The organism is Erwinia aphidicola (assembly GCF_024169515.1).
GTDB lineage: Bacteria > Pseudomonadota > Gammaproteobacteria > Enterobacterales > Enterobacteriaceae > Erwinia > Erwinia aphidicola.
Genome location: NZ_JAMKCQ010000001.1, coordinates 3,552,812 through 3,578,397 on the forward strand (window position 1 = coordinate 3,552,812; position 25,586 = coordinate 3,578,397).

Consider the following 25,586-nt stretch of genomic DNA (forward strand, 5'->3'; position numbering starts at 1 on the left):
GTCGCCTGGGTTGAGCGGGCGGTTGCCGCCGGTGTGCGAGCAGGCAATAGACGACATTGTGCGGGTGTGGGATTCACTGGCCGTTCAGGCATAAAAAAAGCCCCGGTCATCAGACCGGGGCTTTTTACTCAGCGGGACAGTTACGGACGCGTTGCCGGTGCCGTCGCCTGATGAGTGGCAGCATGACCGCCTGCGGAGCCTTTACCTTCAAAGTTGAAGTCAGGGCGCACCCAGTCGCTTTGGCGAGCAGGTTCTGGCTGGTAAGCCGGAGCCGGCGCTTTAGTCATTGGCGCGGTAGCATGGTGCTTGAAGCTGCTCTGCGCTGGCGCAGCAACGGCGGCAACGGCCGGCTCGTCACGTGCCGGAACCGGTGCGTGCGGCTCGCTGATGGCAGCTGGCTGCTCAGCGGCAGCTTCTGGTGCGTGCAGCACTTCGGCAACCTGCTGTTCAACTTCCGGGCTAACGTCAGCGACAGTTTCATGCGCCAGTTCGCTGGCCGCTTCAGTAACCTGAGGCTGTTCAGCGTGCTGGGCTTCTTCCACCATTTCTGCCACGGCATCAACCGCTTCGAAAGCTGGCGCAGGCTGCGCCGGGACCGCTTCGGCTGCCGTTTCCTGTGCAACAACTTCGTCAGCGCTGGAGATCACCGCCGGCTCTTCGTTCACCGCAGCATCGATAGCTGAAGTGTCCGCCGCTTCCACCGGAGCAATCTCCGGCTGCATTTCCGGCTGTGGTTCTGCGATATGCACAGGTTCAGCTTCTGATATCGGCGCCGCTGGCGTTTCCGCAACCGGGGCTTCTGCCACGGCTGCCGGTGCAGTCACTTCCGCCGGAGCCGATACTTCAGCGGGGGCCTCAACCGCAGCAGGGGCCTCAACCGCAGCAGGGGCCTCAACCGCAGCAGGGGCTTCGATAGCCGCAACGGTTTCAACAGCGGCAACGGCGGCAGCGGTTTCCACGGCGGCAGGTTCTGCCACATCGGCGTGACCGTAAGCGGGAACCACAGACTGATGCTCAGCATGAGTTTCGTGATCGTTAGCCTGCGCAACCGGATAGGAGACCCACACTTTCCCGGATGCCATCTCTGGCGATGCAGCAGCGTTAGCCAGCGGCATTGGGGATTGTGTTGGGTAACGCTCATCACGGTAACGACGACGACGCTGACCGCTGACGCGCAGGTGGCGCGGCGAACGGCGTGAACGGCGCGGCATGTTGTTGCTTTCGCGATCTTCGCTGTCATCGGCTTCAGCTGCAGCTGGCTCATTCACCGCAGCTGCTGGTGCAGCGGCTTGCGGTTCGAATGAACGCGCGGCAGTCTGCTCGGCGGTTTCGATACGCACTTTCTGATTCAGCTGGCGCGGTTTACGGCGCGGCATCACCTGTACGTTCTCTTCCTGCGCATCCTGATTTTCATCTACCGCGGCGACGATCGGTTCAACAATTGCCTCTTCCTGCACAACCGGGCGTTTTTCTTCCTGGTTCTGAGCCGGGCGACGACGCTGACGTTCCTGACGCGGCTGCGGCTGTGAAGGCTCGCTGCGCTCGAATTCGTCCGGCACCATGCGCTCGCTGCGTGAGTCGTTCTGCTGCGAGTTGCGCTTGTTATTGTTGCGACGGTTGTTATCACGGCCTTCACGCGCTTCATTGTTACGCTCGCGCGGGGCACGATCGTTACGTTCAGTACGCTCGCCATTGCGATCCGCATTACGATCGTTACGCTCTGCGTTACGGTCGTTATTACGCTCACCACCGCGCTCGTTGCGCTCACCGCTACGTTCGTTGCGGTCACCGTAACGCTCATTGCGCTCGCCGTTGCGGTCACCATTACGGTCGCGACGGTTATTCTGGCGGCGATTGTTGCGGCGTTCACCACGCGGTGCAGCGGCTTCTGGCGCTTTCTCTTCTACTACCGGCTGTACTGGCTGCGCTGGCTGTTTCTCTTCAGCGGCAAACATTTTCTTCAGCCCGCTGAAGAAGCGGCTCATCAGGCCCGGCTGAGCGGGGGCCGCAGGGGCTTTCGCTTCCGGTTTTGCAGGGGCGGCAGGGGCAACAGCTGCGGTAACTTCTTCTACCGGCGCCGGTGGTGCATCTGGCATCACGAAGGCGGCCAGAGCGGGCTGTTCAGGGCGCTTACGCTCGGAATGCTCTTCTTCAGACGGCAGGGCCATTTCGGCTTCGTGCAGCTTCGGCAGATGGTAGCTCAGGGTCTGAGTCTCTTCGCCGTTACGCACGCGCAGCACGGAGTAGTGCGGAGTCTGCATCTGATCGTTTGGCACGATGATAGCTTTGACGCCACCCTGACGCTTCTCGATGGCGCTGACCGCTTCGCGCTTCTCGTTCAGCAGGTATGACGCTACCTGGACTGGAACAATGGCGTGAACTTCTTTGGTGTTCTCTTTCAGCGCTTCTTCTTCAATCAGACGCAGGATAGAGAGCGCCAGCGATTCGTTATCACGGATGGTGCCGGTACCGCTACAGCGTGGGCACACGTGATGGCTGGATTCACCCAGTGACGGGCTGAGACGCTGACGCGACATTTCCAGCAGGCCGAAGCGTGAAATATGGCTAATCTGAATACGCGCACGATCCTGGCGAACCGCTTCACGCAGGCGGTTTTCAACCGCACGCTGGTGACGTACCGGGGTCATATCGATAAAGTCGATAACGATCAGGCCGCCGAGGTCGCGCAGGCGCAGCTGGCGGGCGATTTCGTCAGCCGCTTCCAGGTTGGTGTTGAAGGCGGTCTCTTCGATGTCGCCGCCGCGGGTTGCGCGCGCGGAGTTGATATCGATAGCGGTCAGGGCTTCAGTGGTGTCGATAACAATCGAGCCGCCGGAAGGCAGACGCACTTCACGCTGGAAAGCGGACTCGATCTGCGACTCAATCTGATAGTGGCTGAACAGCGGGATTTCACCGGTGTACAGTTTAATTTTGCTGCTGAAATCCGGGCGGCCCAGTGCGGCGATATGCTGGCGCGCCAGTTCGAGCACTTTCGGGTTGTCGATCAGGATTTCGCCGATGTCCTGGCGCAGATAGTCACGGAAAGCACGCACAATCACGTTGCTCTCCTGGTGGATCAGGAACGGGGCAGGGCGACTGTCAGCGGCTTTCTTAATGGCGTCCCAGTGCTTCAGGCGGAAACTGAGATCCCACTGTAGCGCATCGGCCTGCTTGCCAACGCCCGCGGTGCGTACGATCAGGCCCATGCCGTCTGGCAACTCAAGTGCCGAAAGGGCTTCTTTCAGTTCGGTGCGGTCGTCACCCTCGATGCGGCGTGAAATTCCGCCTGCACGTGGGTTATTCGGCATCAGAACCAGATAGCTGCCTGCCAGGCTGATAAAGGTGGTCAGGGCAGCACCCTTGTTACCACGTTCTTCTTTATCAATCTGTACGATCACTTCCTGGCCTTCACGCAGTACGTCCTTAATATTCGGGCGGCCGTGTGCGTTGTAGTTAGCAGGGAAGTATTCGCGGGAGATTTCTTTCAGAGGTAGGAAACCGTGTCTTTCAGCGCCGTAGTCAACAAATGCGGCTTCCAGACTGGGTTCAATGCGGGTGATCTTGCCTTTATAGATGTTGGCTTTTTTCTGTTCGTGTCCAGGGCTTTCAATATCCAGATCGTACAGACGTTGTCCGTCCACGAGGGCAACACGCAACTCTTCCTGCTGAGTTGCGTTTATCAGCATTCTTTTCATCGTAACTTACTCATTATTCTTACATTAGTGACAAAGCTGCGGGCAAAGTAACGCTGGACGTGAAAGACCGATGACCCCGTGTCTCATCGCAAAGCCGTCAACCTCACGGATGTCGGCTGCTCTTGGGGCGCAAATACTCGGTAGCCTGTTTTACATATGGAAAAACAGCGCTTTGATAGGGAGAACCGCCAGTATAATACCAGGTGAACCAATCCCGTTTTCGTCCAGGCTGCAACCCGCAGCCCGCTAAATGCCTGATTGCACAATACGTCTTACGCCATTGCTGCGTGTATGGGCTATCCGGCAAAATTTCGTATTACACCCTTATCTTTCAACTGCCATATAAAGGAAGGCTGAAAGCTATCGGGTAAACGCTTTTTTCTCGCATTCACAAGTCTTAGCGTCAAAACGGAAACATTATTCCATTGCTAAGCGGGTGATCGCAAGATGACTTTCTCCGCGTTGAGAAGTTTCTCTCAGCTTTTAGAGCGAATTGCAGTGCTTTTCAGCAGATCGTCTAAAAACCGATCATAACCTTCTGCGAAACCGTCCAACTCAGTTAAGCACAGAAAAAGAGGTGGCGCTATCACAGCGCACTATTTAGAATCGCCAACCATGAAAACCAATACTCCAGCCGTACATTTTATTGCTATTTCTGCCGATGAGGCAGGACAGCGCATCGATAACTTTTTGCGCACCCAACTAAAAGGGGTGCCGAAGAGCATGATTTATCGCATTTTGCGTAAGGGCGAAGTGCGGGTGAACAAAAAACGCATCAAGCCTGAATACAAGCTTGAGGCCGGGGATGAGGTGCGTATTCCGCCGGTGCGCGTGGCTGAACGTGAAGAAGAGAACGTGTCGCCGAAGCTGACCAAGGTGGCTGCGCTGGAAGGCGCGATTGTTTATGAAGATGACCATATTCTGGTGATGAACAAGCCTTCCGGTACCGCGGTTCACGGCGGCAGCGGTCTGAGCTTTGGCGTGATTGAAGGCCTGCGCGCGCTGCGCCCGCAGGCCCGCTTCCTTGAATTGGTGCACCGCCTGGACCGCGATACGTCCGGCATTCTGCTGGTGGCGAAGAAGCGCTCGGCGCTGCGCTCGCTGCACGAGCAGCTGCGGGAAAAGGGCATGCAGAAAGATTATCTGGCGCTGGTACGCGGGCAGTGGCCTTCGCACGTGAAGGCGGTGCGTGCGCCATTGATGAAAAATATTCTGCAAAGCGGCGAGCGCATCGTCAAAGTGAACAGCGAAGGTAAGCCGTCCGAGACGCTGTTTAAAGTGGAAGAGCGCTACGCAATAGCCACGCTGGTGAAAGCCAGCCCGGTTACCGGGCGTACTCATCAGATCCGTGTGCATACGCTCCATGCCGGGCATCCGATTGCGTTTGACGATCGCTATGGTGAGGCCGAGTTTGACATGCAGCTGAGCGGCACCGGGCTTAAACGCCTGTTTCTGCATGCTGCAGCGCTGCGCTTCACCCATCCAGCAAGCGGCGAAGTGATGCGCGTGGAAGCACCACTGGACGACCAGCTCAAGCGCTGCCTGGATATCCTGCGGAAGCAGTACCCGGCAACGTAACCTGTTATTTAACGGGGTCAGGCATGCCTGACCCGCATCACCGTCGCGCTATCATCCTAGCGGATCCACCCCTGCCTTTCTTAACATCTCACACAGCGCTATCAGCGGCAGCCCGACCAGCGTATTGGGGTCGCGCCCCGATAAACGGTCAAATAGCGTGATGCCCAGCCCCTCACTTTTAAAACTGCCTGCGCAGTTTAGCGGCTGTTCTTTGCCAACATATGCCGCAATTTCACTGTCGCTTAATTCACGGAAATCAACGCTGAATGGCTCACAGATAAGTTGCGTTGTTCCTTCGCGGCTGTCGTGCAGTGCCAGGCCGGTGTAAAACACCACGCTGTGCCCGCTGGCGGCACGCAGCTGGGCGCGGGCATTCTCCTCGGTATGCGGTTTGCCGCAAATTTTGCCCGCGACCACGCAGACCTGATCTGAGCCGATAATCAGGTGATCGGGGTATGCAGCCGCCAGTGCCAGAGCTTTCGCTGCCGCAAGGCGGGCCACCAAATCTGTCGCGGATTCCCCGGCGAGCGGGGTTTCATCAACCTGCGGTGCCGCAGTGATAAACGGCAGCTGAAGCTTGGTGAGCAGCGCCTTTCGGTAGGTGGACGTAGAGGCTAAAACCAGTTGGCGCATAATTTTTTCCAGAATATATAGCGAATCGGTGGCAGGCATTTTAAACTATGCGCCGCACAGGATGCGAATCATGGCTGAAAGATGCCGTTTTACGGCCTTTTTCTTTGACTCTATGTCGTTACAAAGTTAATATGCGCGCCCTATGCAAAAGGTAAAATTACCCCTGACTCTCGATGCGGTCCGAACCGCTCAAAAACGCCTGGACTACCAGGGTGTTTACACCCCTGAACAGGTTGAGCGTATCGCCGACTCGGTGGTTAGCGTGGACAGTGATGTTGAATGTGTGATGTCGTTTGCGATTGACGAACAGCGCCTGGCGGTACTGAAAGGTACGGCTGAAGTTTCTGTGACGCTGTGCTGCCAACGCTGCAATCAGACATTCCCGCATCATGTCCACGTATCGTACTGTTTCAGCCCGGTCGTCACTGACGAACAGGCCGAAGCATTGCCGGAAGCGTACGAGCCGATCAACGTCAACGAGTTTGGCGAAACCGATCTGCTGGCATTGGTTGAGGATGAAATCATTCTCGCCCTGCCTGTCGTTCCGGTGCATGATTCTGAACACTGTGAAGTGTCCGAGGCGGACATGGTCTTTGGCAAGTTGCCTGCAGAGGCAGAAAAACCAAACCCATTTGCCGTATTAGCCAGTTTAAAGCGTAAGTAATAGGAGTAAGGTCCATGGCCGTACAACAGAATAAACCAACCCGTTCCAAGCGTGGCATGCGTCGTTCACACGATGCCCTGACCACTGCAGCTCTTTCCGTAGACAAAGTTTCTGGCGAAACTCATCTGCGTCACCACATCACTGCGGATGGTTACTACCGCGGTCGCAAGGTCATCGTTAAGTAATTCCGCGGCTAGCGGAGCTATTTTGACACGATTGACCCTGGCGATAGATGCCATGGGCGGGGACTTCGGTCCCTGCGTGACAGTGCCTGCATCACTGCAGGCACTGGCATCTAACCCACATCTGCATCTTCTATTAGTCGGCGATCCCGACAAAATCACGTCATTACTTACCACAGCTGATTCTGCCCTCAGGGCGCGTCTGCAGATTATTGCTGCCGAATCGGTTATTGCCAGTGATGACAGCCCTTCAAAGGCGATTCGCGCCAGCCGCGGGTCATCCATGCGAATGGCGCTGGAGCAGGTGAAAGAAGGGCAGGCTCAGGCCTGCATCAGCGCGGGCAATACCGGGGCGCTGATGGGGCTGGCCAAACTATTATTAAAACCGCTGGACGGCATTGACCGCCCGGCGTTAGTGACCGTGTTACCGCATCAGCAGCACGGCAAGACCGTGGTTCTGGATTTAGGCGCTAACGTCGATTCTGACAGTGCTATGCTGGTGCAGTTTGCTGTTATGGGTGCGGTAATGGCGGAAGAAGTGTTAGCCATTACGCGCCCAAGAGTGGCACTACTTAATATTGGTCAGGAAGAGACCAAAGGGTTGATTTCGATTCGCGATGCGTCAGCCAGGCTGCGTGAAACGCCAGAAATTAACTATATTGGATACCTCGAAGGCAACGATCTTCTTACCGGTAAGACAGACGTGCTTGTCTGCGACGGTTTCGTGGGCAATGTCACGCTGAAAACGATGGAAGGCGTGGTAAGAATGTTCCTTTCGCTGTTGAAATCACAGGGCGAAGGTAAAAAGACGGTCTGGTGGTTGCGAGTGCTGGGGCGCGTTCTACAAAAGCGCCTGGCGAAGAAATTCGGCCATCTCAACCCCGACCAGTACAATGGCGCCTGTCTGTTAGGATTACGCGGCACCGTGATTAAGAGTCACGGTGCCGCGAATGAACGCGCATTTGCGGTGGCTATCCAACAGGCAGAGCAGGCGGTGCGGCGGCAAGTACCCGAGCGGATTGCTGCCCGCCTTCAAGCTGTATTACCTAAGAGTGACTGAGCGTACATGCATACGAAAATTATCGGTACGGGCAGCTATTTGCCCGAACAGGTGCGGACTAACGCCGATCTGGAAAAAATGGTGGATACGTCAGACGAGTGGATTGTCACTCGTACCGGTATCCGTGAACGTCGTATCGCCAGCCCGGATGAAACCGTGGCAACCATGGGTTTCCACGCCGCAGAACGTGCGCTGTCCATGGCCGGAATTGATAAGAACGACATTGGCCTGATCGTGGTTGCGACCACCTCCTCAAGTCACGCATTCCCAAGTTCCGCCTGCATGATCCAGCAAATGCTGGAGATTGATGATGCGGCATCTTTCGATCTGGCTGCCGCCTGCGCGGGTTTCACCTATGCGCTTAGCGTGGCCGACCAGTACATCAAAAACGGCGCAGTAAAACATGCCCTGGTGATCGGCGCTGACGTGCTGGCGCGCATGCTTGACCCTGAGGATCGCAGCACGATCATTCTGTTTGGTGATGGCGCAGGCGCAGTGGTACTGGGTGCCAGCGAAGAGCCGGGTATTATCTCGACTCACCTGCATGCCGATGGCCGCTATGGCCAGCTGCTGACCCTGTCAAATCAGGATCGTGAGCATCAGGATCAACCGTCCTATGTGACCATGGCGGGTAACGAAGTCTTTAAAGTCGCCGTGACTGAGCTGGCACATATCGTTGACGAAACCCTTCAGGCCAATAATCTTGACCGCAGCGCCATCGACTGGCTGGTGCCGCATCAGGCTAACCTGCGTATCATCAGCGCCACCGCCCGCAAGCTGGGTATGGATATGGATAAAGTGGTGGTGACGCTCGATCGTCATGGCAACACCTCGGCGGCCTCGGTGCCGACGGCGCTGGATGAAGCGGTGCGCGATGGTCGTATTCAACGCGGCCAGTTAATCCTGCTGGAAGCCTTTGGCGGCGGGTTCACCTGGGGTTCGGCGCTGGTGCGCTTCTGATTATCTTTTTTGATTAATAAGAATTTTATTAATAAGTCATCGCGACTAACAGGAAATCACAATGACGCAATTTGCAATGGTTTTCCCTGGACAGGGATCTCAGGCGCTGGGCATGCTGGCCGATTTGGCGAGCGAAAACAAGCTTGTGGAAGAAACCTTTAGTGAAGCCTCTGCTGTGCTCGGTTATGACCTCTGGCAGCTGGTTCAACAAGGACCTGCTGAAGAGTTGAACAAAACCTGGCAAACTCAGCCCGCTTTACTGGCCGCATCTGTTGCCATTTTCCGCGTTTGGCAGGAAAAAGGCGGAAAAGCGCCGTCAATGCTTGCAGGCCACAGCCTGGGTGAGTACAGTGCGCTGGTTTGTGCAGGTGTCATTGCTTTTGCCGATGCGATCAAGCTGGTTGAGCTGCGTGGCAGACTGATGCAGGAAGCCGTTCCTGAAGGAACGGGCGCGATGCAGGCCATTATTGGTCTGGACGATGCGTCTATCGCCAAAGCCTGTGAAGACGCTGCGCAGGGGCAGGTTGTTTCTCCGGTAAACTTTAACTCCCCTGGCCAGGTCGTGATTGCCGGCAACAAAGAAGCCGTTGAGCGTGCGGGTGCTGCCTGTAAGGCCGCCGGCGCTAAACGCGCGTTGCCACTGCCAGTGAGCGTTCCGTCGCACTGCGCGCTGATGAAGCCCGCTGCGGATAAGCTGGCGGTAGCGCTGGAGCAACTTACCTTCAACGCCCCCGCCTTCCCGGTGGTGAATAACGTTGATGTGAAGTGCGAAACATCAGGCGAAGCGATTCGCAGTGCGCTGGTTCGCCAGCTGTACAGTCCGGTACGCTGGACAGAATGTGTAGAATTTATGGCTCAGCAGGGCGTCACTTCGCTGCTGGAAGTGGGCCCGGGTAAGGTTTTGACCGGGCTGACTAAACGTATTGTTGACACTCTGACGGCGGCGGCGGTAAACGACCAGGCCAGCCTGTCAGCGGCGCTTGAACAATAAACGAGGATGAACATGAACTTCGAAGGTAAAATCGCGCTGGTCACCGGTGCAAGCCGTGGAATTGGCCGTGCTATTGCAGAAACTCTGGTAGCTCGCGGTGCCAAAGTTGTGGGTACTGCAACCAGCCAAAGCGGTGCCGATGCTATCAGCGCCTATCTGGGTGATAACGGTAAAGGCCTGCTCCTGAACGTTACCGACTCAGCCTCGATTGAGAGCGTGTTGGAAAATATTCGTGCCGAATTTGGCGAAGTTGACATTTTAGTCAATAATGCAGGCATCACGCGTGATAATCTTCTGATGCGCATGAAGGACGATGAGTGGCAGGATATTCTGGACACCAATCTGACTTCCGTATTCCGCCTGTCGAAAGCGGTAATGCGTGCCATGATGAAAAAACGCGCGGGCCGAATTATTACCATTGGCTCCGTAGTTGGAACAATGGGTAATGCGGGCCAGGCAAACTACGCGGCAGCAAAAGCGGGTTTGATTGGCTTTAGCAAGTCACTGGCGCGTGAAATCGCGTCACGTGGCATTACCGTTAACGTCGTGGCACCCGGTTTCATTGAAACCGACATGACGCGTGCGCTGAGCGAAGATCAGCGTGCGGGCATTCTGGCGGAAGTGCCTGCAGGTCGCCTCGGCGGCGCGCAGGAAATCGCCAATGCCGTTGCATTTTTAGCCTCTGACGAGGCTGCGTACATCACTGGTGAAACGCTGCACGTCAACGGCGGAATGTATATGGTCTGATCATCACGAAAGTATTTGCGTTATTTGGGGTAAAAGCCGCAAAATAGCGTAAATCGTGGTCATACCAGCCGGGATTTAGTTGCATCTTTTTCAACATTTTATACACTACGAAAACCATCGCGAAAGCGAGTTTTGATAGGAAATTTAATAGTATGAGCACTATCGAAGAACGCGTTAAGAAAATCATTGGCGAGCAGCTGGGCGTTAAACAGGAAGAAGTTGTTAATACTGCCTCTTTTGTAGATGATCTGGGTGCTGATTCTCTTGATACCGTTGAGCTGGTAATGGCTCTGGAAGAAGAGTTCGATACCGAGATTCCGGACGAAGAAGCTGAGAAAATCACTACCGTTCAGGCTGCCATTGATTATATCAATTCAGCTCAGGCATAAGTGAACATCTCCAGGCGGTCATTCGACCGCCTGAGTTTTATCTGAACTTCCCACACAGTGTCAACTTTTCCCTCCCTGGAGGACGAACGTGTCTAAGCGTCGTGTAGTTGTGACTGGTCTTGGCATGTTATCTCCTGTCGGCAATACCGTAGAGTCCACCTGGAATGCTCTTGTTGCCGGTCAGAGTGGCATCAGCCTTATCGACCATTTTGATACTAGTGCCTACGCAACGCGTTTTGCTGGCTTAGTAAAAGATTTCAATTGTGATGAATTTATCTCGCGCAAAGATCAGCGCAAGATGGATGCTTTCATCCAATATGGCGTCGTCGCTGGCATTCAGGCCATGCACGATTCCGGCCTGGAGATCACCGAAGAGAACGCCGACCGTATTGGTGCCGCTATTGGTTCCGGTATCGGCGGGTTAGGTCTGATTGAAGAAAACCATGCCTCTCTGGTGAATGGTGGCCCGCGTAAAATCAGCCCGTTCTTTGTGCCTTCGACCATTGTGAACATGATTGCGGGTCATCTGACCATCATGTTTGGTATGAAAGGTCCTAGCATCTCTATCGCTACCGCCTGTACTTCCGGTGTGCATAACATCGGTCACGCTGCCCGTATCATCGCGTATAACGACGCGGATGTGATGCTGGCAGGCGGTGCTGAGAAAGCCAGTACCCCGCTCGGCGTCGGTGGATTCGGGGCGGCACGTGCGCTCTCAACCCGCAACGAAAACCCGCAGGCGGCAAGCCGCCCGTGGGATAAAGACCGTGACGGTTTCGTCCTCGGCGACGGAGCAGGGTTAGTGGTGCTGGAAGAGTATGAGCACGCGAAAAAACGCGGCGCGAAAATCTATGCAGAAGTCGTTGGTTTCGGCATGAGCAGCGATGCTTATCATATGACTTCGCCACCTGAAAATGGTGCAGGTGCCGCCCTGGCGATGGTTAATGCGTTGAAAGATGCACAGCTGTCTGCGGAGCAGATTGGTTATATCAACGCGCACGGTACTTCGACGCCGGCCGGTGATAAAGCCGAAGCTCAGGCGGTGAAATCCGTGTTTGGTGCTTCAGCGCACAGCGTTATGGTCAGCTCGACCAAATCCATGACCGGGCATCTGCTCGGCGCGGCGGGGGCGGTGGAGTCTATCTTCACTATCCTTGCGCTGCGCGATCAGGTTATCCCACCCACCATCAATCTGGATAATCCGGATGAGGGTTGTGACCTGGATTTTGTCCCGCATACCGCACGTCAGGTGAAAGGTATGGAGTACAGCCTGTGTAACTCCTTCGGCTTTGGCGGAACTAACGGCTCGCTGATCTTCCGTAAAATCTGATCCTGCACGTACTTATCTAAGGCCCGCACCCAGCGGGCCTTTTTTATTTGTGGCCGTTGCGGGCCGGTTCTATACGCTTCATTACCTGGAATCAGATGATTCTGGCGCGCCGGACAGGTAATCTGTTCGGGTGAAAATTACGGAGAGCAAGCATGATGTGGGTGAATGGCCTGGCGCAGGAGAGCATTGACGCACGCGACCGTGCCGTGCAGTTTGGGGACGGCTGCTTTACGACCGCCCGTGTTCTGCACGGCAGTATGCTACGACCGCAAGCCCACCTCCAGCGGTTGCAACAGGCCTGCGAGCGCCTGAGGATCGCCGGGGTTGACTGGCAGCTCCTTGCGCAGGAAATCACGGCTATCGCCAGCACGATAGATGATGGCGTGCTGAAAGTGATTATTACGCGCGGTAGCGGCGGGCGTGGCTACAGCGCCAGCGGCTGCCAGCAGCCTGCTCGAATTATTTCACTCTCCGCCTGGCCCGCGCACTACCTCAGGTTGCGCCAGACCGGGGTGCGTCTGGCGCTCAGCACGGTCCGGTTGGGGAAAAATCCGCTACTGGCCGGGATAAAACACCTCAACCGCCTTGAGCAGGTGATGATCCGCACAGAGCTTGAGCAGACCGCCGCGGATGAGGCGCTGGTGCTTGACAGTGACGGCATGCTGGTGGAATGCTGTGCGGCAAATTTATTCTGGCGCGTGGGAAAACAGGTATTTACCCCCGATCTCAGCGCCTCCGGGGTGAATGGCATCCAGCGCCAGCAGGTGATGCAACAGGTCATCGCACTTGGTTATACCCTGAGCGAAGTGCGCCAGGGCTATGAGGTGTTGGCCGATGCGGAAGAAGTGCTGATTACCAACGCGCTGATGCCGATATTGCCGGTCAGCCAGATTGAGGCGTGGCGCTATACGTCACGCGACCTGTTCAGCCAGCTCAACCCTGATAATGAATGATGTGGAAACTTCATGACTAAAATCCGAAAGATACTCGTCGCGCTGCTGGCTATCGCCGTGCTGGCTGCCGCATTCAGCTACTGGAAAACGCGTCAGTTTGCCGATTCCGCCCTGACTATTGACAGTGAAACTCTCTTTACGCTGCCGGCCGGTTCCGGGCGAGTGGTACTGGAAGCGCAGCTGGAATCAAAACACATTATCAGCAGCACGCCGTGGTTTGGGATGTTGTTGAAGCTGGAACCGGAGCTGTCGAAATTCAAAGCCGGGACCTACCGCTTTACGCCAGAAATGACCGTGCGTGAGATGCTGCAACTGCTGGCCAGCGGTAAAGAAGCGCAGTTCCCGCTGCGTTTTGTTGAAGGTACGCGCATGCAGGAGTGGCTGAGCCAGCTACGCAGCGCGCCCTACATCAAGCACACGCTGAGCGACGATAAGCTGGCGACGGTGGCCGCTGCGCTCAAGTTAGAGGGCGAGCAGCAGGGCGTGGAAGGCTGGTTCTATCCGGATACTTACCTGTATACCGCAAACACCACCGATGTGGCGCTGCTGAACCGCGCCCATGAGCGCATGGAAAAACTGGTGGATAGCGTCTGGCAGGGCAAAATGGATGATCTGCCGTATAAAAGCAAAAATGATATGCTGACCATGGCCTCAATTGTTGAGAAAGAGACGGCGGTGAGTGAAGAACGCAGTAAAGTGGCCTCGGTGTTTATTAACCGCCTGCGCCTTGGTATGCGTCTGCAAACCGACCCAACCGTGATCTACGGGATGGGCGACAGCTATAAAGGCACTCTGACGCGTAAAGATCTGGAAACGCCGACCGCCTATAATACTTACACCATCAGCGGCCTGCCGCCAGGCCCGATTGCGATGCCGGGTAAGGCCTCCCTGGAAGCAGCAGCCCACCCAGAAAAGACCAACTTCCTCTATTTTGTCGCCGATGGGAAAGGGGGGCACACCTTTACTACCAACCTGGCGAGCCATAACAAAGCCGTGCAGGTGTATCGCCTCGCGCTGAAGGAAAAAAATGAACAGTAAATTTATCGTTATCGAAGGGCTGGAAGGCGCAGGAAAAACCACGGCACGCGATGCGATAGTCAGTGAACTGCAGCGCCACGGCATTAACGATATTGTTTTCACCCGCGAACCGGGCGGCACGCCGCTGGCCGAGAAACTGCGCGATTTAATCAAACAGGGCATTGAGGGGGAGCAGGTTACTGACCAGGCCGAGCTGCTGATGCTCTACGCCGCACGCGTGCAGCTGGTGGAAAACGTGATTAAACCTGCGCTGGCACGCGGTGCATGGGTGGTGGGCGATCGTCACGATCTCTCTTCTCAAGCCTACCAGGGGGGCGGACGCGGTATGGACAGCAACCTGATGAGCAGCCTGAAGCAGGCCGTGCTGGGCGATTTCGCACCGGATTTGACCCTGTACCTTGACGTGACCCCGGAGATTGGCCTGCAGCGCGCGCGCGCGCGCGGTGAGCTCGACCGTATCGAACAGGAGTCGCTGAACTTCTTTACCCGCACGCGTGAGCGCTATCTTGCTCTGGCCGCCGCCGATAGCCGTATCCGCAGCGTGGATGCCACCCAGCCGCTGGAACAGGTCAGCGCCGCGCTGAAGGCCACGCTCAACCAGTGGCTACAGGAACAGCAATGAACTGGTATCCGTGGCTGAACCACAGCTATCGCCAGATCCTCAGCCAGCACCAGGCACAGCGCGGGCATCATGCCCTGCTGATTCAGGCGCTGCCCGGTATGGGGGATGATGCGCTGGCCTGGGGCATCAGCCGCTGGCTGATGTGCAAACAGCCGGACGGACTGAAAAGCTGCGGCGAGTGCCACCCCTGCCAGCTAATGCAGGCGGGGACGCATCCGGACTGGTATCGGCTGGAAGCGGAGAAGGGCAAAAGTTCGCTCGGCATTGATGCGGTACGTAACGTGACCGAGAAGCTCTGGCACCACGCGCAGCAGGGCGGGGCAAAAGTCGTCTGGCTACCGGATGCCGGGCAGCTGACCGAAGCGGCGGCCAATGCTTTACTGAAAACGCTGGAGGAGCCGCCGAAGAATACCTGGTTTCTTCTCAGCAGCCGTGAACCGTCGCGCCTGCTGCCAACGCTGCGCAGCCGCTGCCTGTTGTGGCACCTCGCGCCGCCGGATGAAGCACAAAGCCTGCAGTGGCTGCATAAGCAGTGTGCCGCCGGGCTGAATGAGCGCACCGCTGCGCTGCGCCTTGCCTCCGGGGCACCGGCGGCCGCGCTTGAACTGCTGCAAGAAAAAACCTGGCAGCAGCGCCAGCAGGTTTGTCAGGCGTTGCCTGCCGCCCTGCAGGGCGATACGCTGGGCCTGCTGCCTGCACTCAACCATGATGACGCTGCACGGCGCATCGGCTGGCTCTGTTCGCTGCTGGTGGATGCCGTCAAGTGGCAACAGGGCGGCGGGCAATATATCAGCAATGTTGACCGCCAGGCTGAAGTGATTCACCTTGCCAGCCTGCTGCCCTCGGCGGCGATCGATGCCAGCCTGCGCCAGTGGATGCAGTGCCGCGATCGTCTGCTCAATGTGGTCGCGGTTAACCGCGAGCTGCTGCTAACCGAACAGCTGCTGAGCTGGGAAGCTATTGTTAAACCGGCTGCGGCCGCTTCACCGAATTAGAGAGTAATGCGATGTTTTTAGTCGATTCCCACTGCCATCTTGATGGCCTGAATTATGAAACCCTGCATCAGGACGTGTCCGACGTGCTGGCCAAGGCCGCCGCGCGCGATGTGAAATTTATGCTGGCAGTGGCGACCACGCTGCCAGGGTACAAGGCCATGGTTGACCTGATTGGCGAGCGGCCAAACGTGGCCTACTCCTGCGGTGTGCATCCGCTGAATCAGGAAGAGGAGTACGACTTCGCCGAGCTGCGCGCCCTGGCAGCCCATCCGCGCGTGGTGGCGATGGGGGAAACCGGGCTGGACTACTTTTACCAGAAAGAGACCAAAGCGCGTCAGCAGGCCTCCTTCCGCGAGCATATCCGCGTAGGGCGCGATCTGAACAAACCGGTGATCGTCCACACCCGCGATGCGCGTGAAGACACGCTGGCGATCCTGCAGGAAGAGAAGGCCGACGAGTGCGGTGGCGTGCTGCACTGCTTTACCGAAGATCGTGAGACGGCCGAAAAGCTGTTGGATATGGGCTTTTACATCTCGTTCTCCGGCATTGCCACTTTCCGTAACGCGGAGCAGATCCGTGACGCGGCGCGCTACGTTCCGCTCGACCGCATGCTGGTCGAAACCGACTCGCCTTATCTGGCCCCGGTGCCGCATCGTGGTAAAGAAAACCAGCCGGCTTACACGCGCGATGTGGCGGAATATATGGCGGTGGTCAAAGGGGTGAGTATTGAAGAGATGGCCCAGGCCACTACGGAAAACTTCTCACGCCTGTTCCACGTCCCGATGTCGCGCCTCGCCGATTAATGATTGAGCAGCTATTTCTTTTATAGCTCGTAATTAATAGGCAGAAGTCGTAAAGTGCAGCGCCATTAAAGGCTGCTGCACTTTTTTTGTGCCGGAAAACGGCCCTTTTTTGCCGGAATCTTCTAAAGAAATGGCCCACGTTCAACGAAACGTGATAGCCATCAAACAAATTTTAACGGATTTATTTTACTCTTCGTAATAAATACCGAGAGCGCAAAGCGCTCCACCCGCAGCGGGTCCTCCCCCCTCTGCAACGCAGGCCGATCTCTCAGCCTGCGATAAAAAAAGCACTCATACTCAGGAGCTTTACACTATGTTCAAAAATGCATTTGCGAACCTGCAAAAGGTCGGTAAATCGCTGATGTTGCCCGTATCGGTTCTGCCGATCGCGGGTATTCTGCTGGGCGTTGGTTCTGCCAACTTCAGCTGGCTGCCTCTGGTAGTTTCACACGTTATGGCGGAAGCCGGTGGTTCGGTGTTCGCCAACATGCCGCTGATTTTTGCTATTGGTGTGGCGCTGGGCTTCACCAATAACGACGGCGTTTCAGCACTGGCGGCCGTAGTGGCCTACGGTATTATGGTGAAAACCATGGCCGTGGTCGCCCCGCTGGTATTACATCTGCCAGCCGAAGAAATTGCGGCGAAACACCTGGCGGACACCGGGGTACTGGGCGGTATTATTGCCGGTTCCATCGCCGCGTATATGTTTAACCGCTTCTACCGCATCAAGCTGCCTGAGTATCTGGGCTTCTTCGCCGGTAAACGCTTTGTGCCGATTATCTCCGGTTTCACCGCCATCTTCCTCGGCGTGATCCTCTCCTTTATCTGGCCACCGGTCGGTACCGCCATCCAGACGTTCTCACAGTGGGCGGCTTATCAGAACCCCGTTGTGGCCTTTGGTATCTATGGGGTGGTTGAGCGCTCGCTGGTGCCGTTTGGTCTGCATCATATCTGGAACGTACCTTTCCAGATGCAGATCGGTGAATACACCAACGCCGCGGGCCAGGTGTTCCATGGCGATATCCCTCGCTACATGGCGGGTGACCCGACTGCGGGCATGCTGTCCGGCGGCTTCCTGTTCAAAATGTATGGTCTGCCAGCGGCGGCTATCGCCATCTGGCACTCAGCGAAGCCTGAGAACCGCGCAAAAGTGGGCGGCATCATGATCTCCGCTGCGCTGACCTCGTTCCTGACCGGGATTACCGAACCGATCGAGTTCTCGTTCATGTTCGTTGCGCCAATCCTGTATGCCATCCACGCTATCCTGGCGGGCCTGGCCTTCCCAATCGCTATCCTGTTAGGCATGCGTGACGGCACCAGCTTCTCACACGGTCTGATCGACTTTATCGTGCTGAGCGGCAACAGCAGCCGCATCTGGCTGTTCCCTATTGTCGGGGTGGTTTACGCGCTGGTTTACTACACCGTGTTCCGCGTGCTGATTGTCAAACTGAACCTGAAAACCCCTGGCCGTGAAGATACCGCCAGCGAGCAGAGCACCAGTTCAGCCAGCGAAATGGCCGGTAACCTGGTGGCGGCATTTGGTGGCAAAGAGAACATCACCAACCTCGATGCCTGCATCACCCGTCTGCGCGTGAGCGTTGCCGACGTGGCAAAAGTTGACCAGGCTGGCCTGAAGAAACTGGGCGCTGCAGGGGTGGTTGTGGCAGGCTCCGGCGTTCAGGCAATTTTCGGCACAAAGTCCGATAACCTGAAAACCGAAATGGATGACTACATCCGTAACATGTAATTCATGACGTGAGTCGGGGACGGGCAATGCCCGTCCCTTTTTTTTATCTACAGCTCGATGAAGCGACTACAAATAGACCCGCAGATACTCCGTCAGGCACAGCAGCGCCATCGCCTGGCCGTAAGGCATCGAGGTCAGCGGTACCTGGCGATAGTAGTCGAGGTCATTGCCCATCGCGGTGCCGAATGAGACCTGCGTCAGCTCGCCTGCATCATTAATGCGCTCAATCACTCCCTGTAACGCCCGTTCCGCCACCGGCGTATAGTCGCGGCTGATATAGCGTTTGCGTATCGCTTTCAGTATCCCGTAGGCAAACCCGGCGGTAGCGGAGGCTTCCAGATACGAGTCGCTGTCGTCGAGCAGCGTATGCCACAGCCCGCTTTCATGCTGGCACTGCGCCAGCGCCCTGACCTGAGTCTCCAGCACCTGCAACAGATAGCGGCGCGTGGCGTGCTGTTCCGGCCAGTTCATCAGCTCGATAAAATCGGGGATGGCAATCGTCAGCCAGCTATTGCCACGCGCCCAGCGCGCTTCGGCAAAATTGTGCTGGCCGTCGAAGGTCCAGCCGTGGAACCACAGGCCGCTCTTACGATCCATCAGATACTGGGTGTGCAGCAGGAACTGATAGGTGGCTTCCTCGACGAATTCGGGGCGGTTCAGCAGCTGGCCGATCTTTGCCAGCGGCATCACGCTCATCATCAGCGTGTCATCCCACATCTGCTGGTGGTTCTCATTGTTATAAACCAGGTGCTGAATACCGTGATGTTCGGTGCGCGGCATCTCATACATCACCCACTCCGCCCAGCGCTCCAGCACCGGCAGCAGCGTCGGGTCGCGCGTCTCCTCATAGCGGCAGGCCAGCGTCAGAAACGGGCAGGCGGTGTTGACGTTTTTGGTCGGCGTGCCTTCTGCCAGCCGGGCGCGGAACCAGTCGTCAATACGTTGCAGCGTCAGCGGGTCCCCGGTCTGCTGGTAATAGTGATACATGCCGTACAGCCCGATGCCATGCGTCCACTCCCAGCCCGCCCAGCCTTTGGTGTCAATCACCCGGCCATCGTCAAGGCGCAGCAGAAACTCGCCGCTTTCGTCGGTAATGCTCACCAGATTGTCGCTGACGCGGGCAATCAGTTTGCTCAGTTCGGGCTTAGGCAGCAGGAATTCGGGCTGGCGCAGCAGCGCGCTGTACTTAACCGGGTAGACTGTCATCATGGTGCTCCTGAGGTCGGATAGCAGGGAAGGTGGGCGCCTGCGGCAGCATAGCTGCCGCAGGTTTATTACGGTTGAGGTAGCCAATATTGTTATTACCCCACAGATTTTCATAGGCCATGCCGGTCAGCGTCTCGACGGTGGCGCGTGCCTGCGCGCTTAACTGCTGAGGTACCGGCCCATCAGCCGCGCGCATCTTCAGCGTCTCTTCGCGCAGCGTGCGGTGCGTGTGCAGGTTGAGCTTAAAGCGCAGTGAGATAACAAAGCCGCAGGTCAGTATTGCCAGCGTGCCGACGCTGAGGATAAAGATAATCGTATGGCTGACCTGCGGCAGCTGCTCTGACCTGCCGGAGACAAAGCCGGAAAGCTGCAGCACGATGCCCACCACCATCACGGCACCTGCCTGCGAGGCTTTGCGCGTCAGCGTCATGATGCCGGCAAAAATCCCCTCGCGGCGCTGGCCGGTAATCGCCTCATCGACATCGGCAATGTAGGTGTAAATGTTCCACGGGATGTAATTAATGCCGCCGCGACCCAGCCCGGCCACTGCAGAGATCAGCACCAGCAGCGCCAGGCTGTTGCTCATCCCGGCATACCACAGCAGCGCATAGGAGAGGGAGCTGGCGGCGAATAGCGCCACCACCAGGCGGTAAGCCGGGGCCGGGCCGATACGAATGCACAGCGGGATCATGCCGATCACCGCAATAAACTGCAGAACCGCCATGGTGCCCATCAGATTGGCAGCCAGCTGCGCACCCTGCATCAGCACAAACACCACGTACCAGGTAAACACCGCGTTAAACACGTCCTGCGCAATATAGCCGCCGAGATACATCCCCAGATGCTGGCGGAAGATACGAATGCGCAGCGTGGAAGCCAGCTCCACATACAGCCGTTGCAGGCTCTGACGCAGGTTAAGCTGCTGTTTCTCCGCCATGGCGCGCTGCGACTCGGCCGACAGGGCATCTGCCGGGCGCTCCCAGGTGAACGCCCACACCAGCATCAGCACGATGGCGCACAGGGTGGAGAACACCAGGCTGGCATAGAAAAATGACACCGCATTGTCCTTGCCAAAAATCCCCAGCAGAATGCCGGGCAGAAACGCGGCGAGGATGGTTGAGAGCTGGGCCAGTGCGATGCGCGCGCCGGAAAAGCGGGTTTTCTGCTTAAAATCGTCGGTCATTTCCGGTACCAGGGTTTCATACGGCACCAGCACCATGGTGTAGACGATATCAAACGCCAGGTAGGTCAGCAGATACCACAGATAGCTCATCTCTCCGACCCACATCAGGCTGTAGCTGAATACGCCGGGAATACCGAGCAGGATGAAGAATTTACGGCGGCCAAAGCGTTTTCCCAGCCGGGTGGTACCGAAGTTGTCGGTGAGAAACCCCATTAACGGACTGATCGCCGCATCCAGCACGCGGGCAAGGGCAAAGATAAAAGTCGCTTCAATCGGCGTCATGCCGCAGAAGGTGGTATAGAAATAGAGCAGCCAGGCGGCAGTCAGCGCCGTGGTCCCGGCACCGAGGAAATCCCCGGAGCCGTAGGCAAGGTAATTCACCAGTCCGATCTTGCGAGTGTGCATCAGGAAAGCTCCTTTGCTGTAGGGTGGCTTCAACCACGTATTCCGGACAACTCAGACGGATGGTGGAAAAGTAGAGTGTTCCCAACCATTCAACCTTGTCGTTTTTGCCAGCAAATTGAGCAGAGTGACAAAATCACCGTGATTACCTTGCGGGATCTCTAAATTTATAAAACAGTGTTTCGTTTTTATCGAAAATAGCAGTTCATTCTGCGAAGCGTCACGCAAAAATAATTTTTTGACGGGCGGGCGGGGGAATAACGTCGTAAAGCCGTGCGATTAGCGAAAGAAAAGTCAGTTGCAGGTTGAAAGAAAAGGATTCTCTCGCTCATACTGCGGTAACTTATATTACGCTCAAGGACATGCAGCATGGCTGAAGAAACCATTTTCAGTAAAATCATCCGCCGTGAGATCCCGGCCGACATCATTTTTCAGGATGAGCTGATTACCGCATTTCGCGATATCTCCCCGCAGGCACCGACGCATATTCTGATTGTGCCGAATATCTTAATCCCTACCGCCAATGATGTTGGCGCCGCGCATGAAGCTGCGCTGGGGCGCATGATGACGGTTGCGGCGAAAATCGCTAAAGATCAGGGCATCGCCGATGATGGCTATCGCCTGATCATGAACTGCAATAAGCACGGGGGTCAGGAGGTGTATCACATCCACCTGCACCTGCTCGGCGGCCGTCCTTTAGGCCCAATGCTGGCGTCCTGAACGCCAACGACTACGGACACAAATCTATGCGGGCAAGCGTAACGGCACTCACGTTACTGGTAGCGTTAGCCGGATGCAGCAGCGAGCGCACCACCATCAATACCTCACAGTCGTTAGTGATGGAGTCGGCCGTGCTGTCGGCGGGCATTACCACCGATGAACCGAATATTGGCGAAAGGGAAGGGCAGCAGCGCGCCACCACCGTGCTGTTTAATCAGCAGGAAAAGCCGGTTCAGGTCACTTATCGCTTCTACTGGTATGATGATAAAGGGTTAGAGATCTTACCTTTTGAGCGCCCGCGCACGGTGACAGTCCCCGCGCATGGTAAAGCCGACATCTCATCCCAAACCGGTAATTTGACGGCGAGCAAAGTTCGTCTCTACCTGTATCTGTAAGGAGTTAAGCGTGAACAGGAATATCTTTAAGCTCTCAGGCGTGCTGCTACTGGCGCTGATTCTGAGCGGCTGTATCAATAATCAACAGCAGCAGCAGCCTGAGCAACCCGCCAAGGTTGAGCCCGTGCAGCCGCCGGTAACCGTGCCGGAGCAGCCAAAACCGGAACCGGGCCAGAACGTACCGCAGCCGCCAAAAATGCAGACCATCAACTGGCCTGCCAGCGTATCACCGCTGGTGGCGCAGATGCTGAAAGCAGACGGCGTCACGGCGGGCAGCGTACTGCTGGTGGATAACGTGAAGAACAGCACTAACGGCAGCCTGCAGAGCGCGAAAGCGACCGCGGCGCTGCAAAGCTCGCTGGCGAACAACGCGCAGTTTACCCTCGTCACCTCGCAGCAGCTGGCAGTAGCGAAACAGACGCTGGGGCTCTCCGCAGAGGACAGTCTGGTGTCGCGCAGCAAAGCGATTGGCCTGGCGCGCTATGTCGGCGCCCAGTACGTGCTGTACAGCAATGCCGAAGGTGACGTGAAGTCACCGACGCTGCAGATGCAGCTGATGCTGGTGCAGACCGGCGAAATCATCTGGTCAGGCAGCGGTGCCGTCCAGCACTGATCCCGCGCTCGACAGGCTGATCGGGCAACAGTTTCCGGCGGCGAGTGCCGCCGGTTCCTTTTCTGCGCTCAGCGGATTGAGCGGCTACAGCGTGCAGGTCTCGCTGGGCGATCGCAAATTTCTGGCACGGCGGGCAGCCAGCGGGCAGACCATGCCGGGGGTTGACCGCCAGCGCGAATATCGTCTGCTGCGTAAACTGGCCGCCAGTGGCCTGACGCCTGGCGTACACGGCAGGAATAGCGACTGGCTGCTGCTGGGGTGGCAGCCAGGCGACGTACTGAGCGCCGGGCAGCTGGACAGCTGGCTGGAGGGGCTGGTGGATGAGGTTGTCAGCTTACATCACCAGCCGCTGAGCGGTTATCGCCTGCAGCTGATGCCGCTGCTGATGGATTACTGGCAGCGCAGCCAGCCGCAGCGCCGCACCGTTCAGTGGCTGCGCGCGCTGCGGCAGCTGCAGCGTCAGGGTCAACCGCATCCGCTGCGGCTGGCGGTGCTGCATATGGATCTCCACTGCGGAAATCTGGTCGCCGAAGGCAGCCGGCTGCGCTTTATTGACTGGGAGTACGCAGCGGATGGCGATGTGGCGCTGGAGCTGGCCGCCATCATCAGCGCCAATGGGCTGGACGGCGCGCAGCAACAGCGGCTTATTACCCGTTATGCCAAGCGTCAGCAGCTGAACATTGACGCGCTGAGCGGCCAGATCCAGCGCTGGCAGCCGTGGCTGTCTCTGCTGGCGACCAGCTGGTACGAGCTGCGGGCGCAGCAGAGCGGTGAACAACATTTTTATACGCTGGCAGCAGAAGGCTGGCAGCAACGACAGAACAAGAGGTGAAGTGTGGGACCGGTAATGTTAGATGTGCTCGGCTGCGAGCTGGATGCGGAAGAGCGTGAGATTTTACAGCATCCGCTGGTAGGGGGGCTGATCCTGTTTAGCCGCAACTATCATGACCCGGCGCAGCTGCGTGAGCTGGTACGGCAGATCCGCAGCGCTTCGCGCAACCGGCTGGTGGTGGCAGTGGACCAGGAAGGCGGCCGCGTGCAGCGTTTCCGCGACGGCTTTACCCGTCTGCCGGCGATGCAGGCGTTTGCTGCGCTGAATGATGCGGCCAGCGCGGAACAGCTGGCGCAGCAGGCAGGCTGGCTGATGGCCTCGGAGATGATCGCCATGGACATCGACATCAGTTTTGCCCCGGTGCTGGATATCGGCCACGGTAGCGCGGCGATTGGCGAGCGCTCTTTCCACGAAGACCCGGCAATTGCCCTGCAAATGGCGCGCTGTTTTATTCGCGGCATGCATGATGCCGGCATGAAGACCACCGGAAAACATTTTCCCGGACATGGTGCCGTCAGTGCGGACTCGCATAAAGAGACACCGCGAGATACGCGCAGCGAGGCGGAGATCCGCCATCATGATATGCCGATCTTTCAGCAGCTGATCGCCGAGCAGGCGCTGGACGCTATTATGCCTGCCCATGTTATCTATACTGAAGTCGATCCGCGCCCGGCCAGCGGCTCATCACACTGGCTGAAAACGGTACTGCGTAAGGAGCTGGGCTTTAACGGGGTGATCTTCTCTGACGATTTGTCGATGGAAGGCGCGGCGATTATGGGCAGCTACGCAGAGCGTGGCCAGGCGGCGCTGGATGCCGGTTGCGATATGATCCTGGTGTGTAATAACCGCGCAGGCGCGGTCAGCGTGCTGGATAACCTGTCGCCGATCAATGCAGAAAGGGTCGCTCAGCTCTACCATCGGGGAACCTTTACCCGTCAGCAACTGCAGGAATCGTCGCGCTGGAAGGAGACGAGCAACGCGTTAAATACGCTGCAGGAGCGCTGGCTGGCCCATAAAGCGGCTGCGGGCATCTGACAACAGGCTGCCCGTGGCGAATCACAATGAGGATGACGATGATTATCTATCTGCATGGTTTTGATTCAAACAGCCCGGGCAATCACGAAAAAGTGTTGCAGCTTCAGTTCATCGACCCGGACGTGCGCCTGCTCAGCTACAGCACCCGCCATCCTAAACATGATATGCAGCATCTGCTCAAAGAAACCGACAAGATGCTGCGTCAGAGCGATGACGATCGCCCGCTGATTTGCGGCGTGGGGCTGGGCGGTTATTGGGCCGAGCGTATTGGCTTTCTCTGCAATGTGCGCCAGGTGATGTTTAACCCCAATCTGTGGCCGAATGAAGTGATGGACGGCAAGATTGATCGTCCGGAAGAGTACCTGGATATTGACACCAAGTGCGTCAACCACTTTCGCGAACAGAATCGTCAGCGCGGGCTGGTGTTTCTCTCCCGCCATGACGATGCGCTCGACAGCACCCGCAGCGCGCAGGCCTTACACCACTATTACGAAGTGGTGTGGGATGAAGTTGAGGGCCACAAGTTCCGTAACATCTCCCACCATCTGCCGCGCATTAACGCCTTCAAAACACTCGGTTAAACCGCCGCACCCGGCGTCACATCCAGCCGCTGAAGCCCGCTAAAGTGCGGGCTGATTTTGTGGTCTTTATTCGTACTATTCTTAGTTTTGCTAATAACATTGACCAGGATCAATTTTCTTATAGCAGATGATTTCCTCCGTGTTATTCTGACCCCAGCTCGCGAATTAATATCGCCAACCCTATGTTAATTAAGGTTATTTATTTAACTTTTAATTAACGATTGGTTCACTT

25 protein-coding genes are annotated in these 25,586 nt (G+C 56.9%); 21 read left to right on the plus strand and 4 right to left on the minus strand.

Going from position 1 to position 25,586, the window contains the following annotated elements; all coding sequences use genetic code 11:
- Positions 1–140: 140 nt before the first annotated feature.
- Complete coding sequence (rne, locus tag J2Y91_RS16740; RefSeq protein WP_253538948.1) at positions 141–3,695, minus strand: ribonuclease E; 3,555 nt, start codon at positions 3,693–3,695, stop codon at positions 141–143.
- Between the two features lie 615 nt (positions 3,696–4,310).
- Here rne and rluC point away from each other — a divergent pair.
- The gene (rluC, locus tag J2Y91_RS16745) at positions 4,311–5,273 is read left to right on the plus strand and encodes a 23S rRNA pseudouridine(955/2504/2580) synthase RluC (RefSeq protein WP_253538951.1); all 963 of its coding nucleotides are present in this window, start codon (positions 4,311–4,313) and stop codon (positions 5,271–5,273) included.
- A gap of 51 nt (positions 5,274–5,324) precedes the next feature.
- On the opposite strand, the gene J2Y91_RS16750 is transcribed toward rluC, so the two are convergent.
- Positions 5,325–5,906: a Maf family protein gene (locus J2Y91_RS16750; RefSeq protein WP_253538953.1), complete on the minus strand. Its 582-nt coding sequence runs from the start codon at positions 5,904–5,906 to the stop codon at positions 5,325–5,327.
- Positions 5,907–6,048: 142 nt separating this feature from the next.
- On the opposite strand from J2Y91_RS16750, the gene yceD reads away from it, so the two are divergent.
- The 14 genes from yceD (at position 6,049) to ptsG (ending at position 18,387) form a co-directional block, all read left to right on the plus strand.
- Entirely contained in the window at positions 6,049–6,570 is a 522-nt protein-coding gene (yceD, locus tag J2Y91_RS16755; protein WP_133623949.1) for a 23S rRNA accumulation protein YceD, read from the plus strand.
- A 14-nt stretch (positions 6,571–6,584) separates the two neighbouring features.
- Positions 6,585–6,755 (plus strand): 50S ribosomal protein L32, encoded by a 171-nt coding sequence (gene rpmF, locus J2Y91_RS16760; RefSeq protein ID WP_003849870.1) that lies wholly within the window; start codon positions 6,585–6,587, stop codon positions 6,753–6,755.
- Between the two features lie 22 nt (positions 6,756–6,777).
- Positions 6,778–7,812, plus strand: coding sequence for a phosphate acyltransferase PlsX (gene plsX, locus J2Y91_RS16765; RefSeq protein ID WP_099753394.1), 1,035 nt, complete (start codon positions 6,778–6,780; stop codon positions 7,810–7,812).
- Positions 7,813–7,818: 6 nt separating this feature from the next.
- Entirely contained in the window at positions 7,819–8,772 is a 954-nt protein-coding gene (locus J2Y91_RS16770; RefSeq protein ID WP_048916395.1) for a beta-ketoacyl-ACP synthase III, read from the plus strand.
- A gap of 61 nt (positions 8,773–8,833) precedes the next feature.
- Positions 8,834–9,763 carry an ACP S-malonyltransferase gene (fabD, locus tag J2Y91_RS16775; RefSeq protein WP_048916393.1) on the plus strand — a complete coding sequence of 310 codons (930 nt, stop codon included), beginning with the start codon at positions 8,834–8,836 and terminating at the stop codon, positions 9,761–9,763.
- Between the two features lie 12 nt (positions 9,764–9,775).
- Complete coding sequence (gene fabG, locus J2Y91_RS16780; protein WP_048916392.1) at positions 9,776–10,510, plus strand: 3-oxoacyl-ACP reductase FabG; 735 nt, start codon at positions 9,776–9,778, stop codon at positions 10,508–10,510.
- Positions 10,511–10,662: 152 nt separating this feature from the next.
- Positions 10,663–10,899 (plus strand): acyl carrier protein, encoded by a 237-nt coding sequence (gene acpP / locus J2Y91_RS16785; RefSeq protein WP_048916391.1) that lies wholly within the window; start codon positions 10,663–10,665, stop codon positions 10,897–10,899.
- An 88-nt stretch (positions 10,900–10,987) separates the two neighbouring features.
- Positions 10,988–12,229 (plus strand): beta-ketoacyl-ACP synthase II, encoded by a 1,242-nt coding sequence (gene fabF, locus J2Y91_RS16790; protein WP_048916390.1) that lies wholly within the window; start codon positions 10,988–10,990, stop codon positions 12,227–12,229.
- Between the two features lie 152 nt (positions 12,230–12,381).
- Positions 12,382–13,182 carry an aminodeoxychorismate lyase gene (gene pabC, locus J2Y91_RS16795; RefSeq protein WP_230049067.1) on the plus strand — a complete coding sequence of 267 codons (801 nt, stop codon included), beginning with the start codon at positions 12,382–12,384 and terminating at the stop codon, positions 13,180–13,182.
- A 12-nt stretch (positions 13,183–13,194) separates the two neighbouring features.
- Complete coding sequence (yceG, locus tag J2Y91_RS16800) at positions 13,195–14,220, plus strand: cell division protein YceG (protein WP_133623947.1); 1,026 nt, start codon at positions 13,195–13,197, stop codon at positions 14,218–14,220.
- The gene (gene tmk, locus J2Y91_RS16805) at positions 14,210–14,842 is read left to right on the plus strand and encodes a dTMP kinase (protein WP_133623946.1); all 633 of its coding nucleotides are present in this window, start codon (positions 14,210–14,212) and stop codon (positions 14,840–14,842) included. The genes yceG and tmk overlap by 11 nt, the downstream gene beginning before the upstream one ends.
- A complete protein-coding gene (gene holB / locus J2Y91_RS16810) occupies positions 14,839–15,837 on the plus strand; it encodes a DNA polymerase III subunit delta' (protein WP_048916386.1) in 999 nt (332 codons plus the stop codon). The genes tmk and holB overlap by 4 nt, the downstream gene beginning before the upstream one ends.
- Positions 15,838–15,848: 11 nt before the next feature.
- Entirely contained in the window at positions 15,849–16,640 is a 792-nt protein-coding gene (locus J2Y91_RS16815; RefSeq protein ID WP_099753398.1) for a metal-dependent hydrolase, read from the plus strand.
- Between the two features lie 313 nt (positions 16,641–16,953).
- Positions 16,954–18,387, plus strand: a complete 1,434-nt coding sequence (ptsG, locus tag J2Y91_RS16820) for a PTS glucose transporter subunit IIBC (protein WP_048916384.1) — start codon at positions 16,954–16,956, stop codon at positions 18,385–18,387.
- 66 nt (positions 18,388–18,453) lie between these two features.
- On the opposite strand, the gene bglB is transcribed toward ptsG, so the two are convergent.
- Positions 18,454–19,593, minus strand: a complete 1,140-nt coding sequence (bglB, locus tag J2Y91_RS16825; protein WP_133625088.1) for a beta-galactosidase BglB — start codon at positions 19,591–19,593, stop codon at positions 18,454–18,456.
- The gene (locus J2Y91_RS16830) at positions 19,574–21,181 is read right to left on the minus strand and encodes an MFS transporter (RefSeq protein WP_253538955.1); all 1,608 of its coding nucleotides are present in this window, start codon (positions 21,179–21,181) and stop codon (positions 19,574–19,576) included. The genes bglB and J2Y91_RS16830 overlap by 20 nt, the downstream gene beginning before the upstream one ends.
- 366 nt (positions 21,182–21,547) lie before the next feature.
- Here J2Y91_RS16830 and hinT point away from each other — a divergent pair, with 366 nt between their 5' ends.
- From hinT to ycfP, 6 genes are read left to right on the plus strand one after another with little or no spacing between them, the layout of a single operon-like run.
- Complete coding sequence (hinT, locus tag J2Y91_RS16835; RefSeq protein ID WP_253538958.1) at positions 21,548–21,898, plus strand: purine nucleoside phosphoramidase; 351 nt, start codon at positions 21,548–21,550, stop codon at positions 21,896–21,898.
- 26 nt (positions 21,899–21,924) lie between these two features.
- The gene (locus J2Y91_RS16840; protein ID WP_099753402.1) at positions 21,925–22,293 is read left to right on the plus strand and encodes a YcfL family putative periplasmic lipoprotein; all 369 of its coding nucleotides are present in this window, start codon (positions 21,925–21,927) and stop codon (positions 22,291–22,293) included.
- A 22-nt stretch (positions 22,294–22,315) separates the two neighbouring features.
- Entirely contained in the window at positions 22,316–22,906 is a 591-nt protein-coding gene (gene lpoB / locus J2Y91_RS16845) for a penicillin-binding protein activator LpoB (RefSeq protein ID WP_099753418.1), read from the plus strand.
- Complete coding sequence (gene thiK / locus J2Y91_RS16850; protein ID WP_133623943.1) at positions 22,890–23,738, plus strand: thiamine kinase; 849 nt, start codon at positions 22,890–22,892, stop codon at positions 23,736–23,738. The genes lpoB and thiK overlap by 17 nt, the downstream gene beginning before the upstream one ends.
- A gap of 15 nt (positions 23,739–23,753) precedes the next feature.
- Entirely contained in the window at positions 23,754–24,773 is a 1,020-nt protein-coding gene (nagZ, locus tag J2Y91_RS16855; protein ID WP_180276708.1) for a beta-N-acetylhexosaminidase, read from the plus strand.
- Positions 24,774–24,811: 38 nt separating this feature from the next.
- The gene (ycfP, locus tag J2Y91_RS16860) at positions 24,812–25,354 is read left to right on the plus strand and encodes an alpha/beta hydrolase YcfP (protein WP_133623942.1); all 543 of its coding nucleotides are present in this window, start codon (positions 24,812–24,814) and stop codon (positions 25,352–25,354) included.
- Positions 25,355–25,586: the final 232 nt, after the last annotated feature.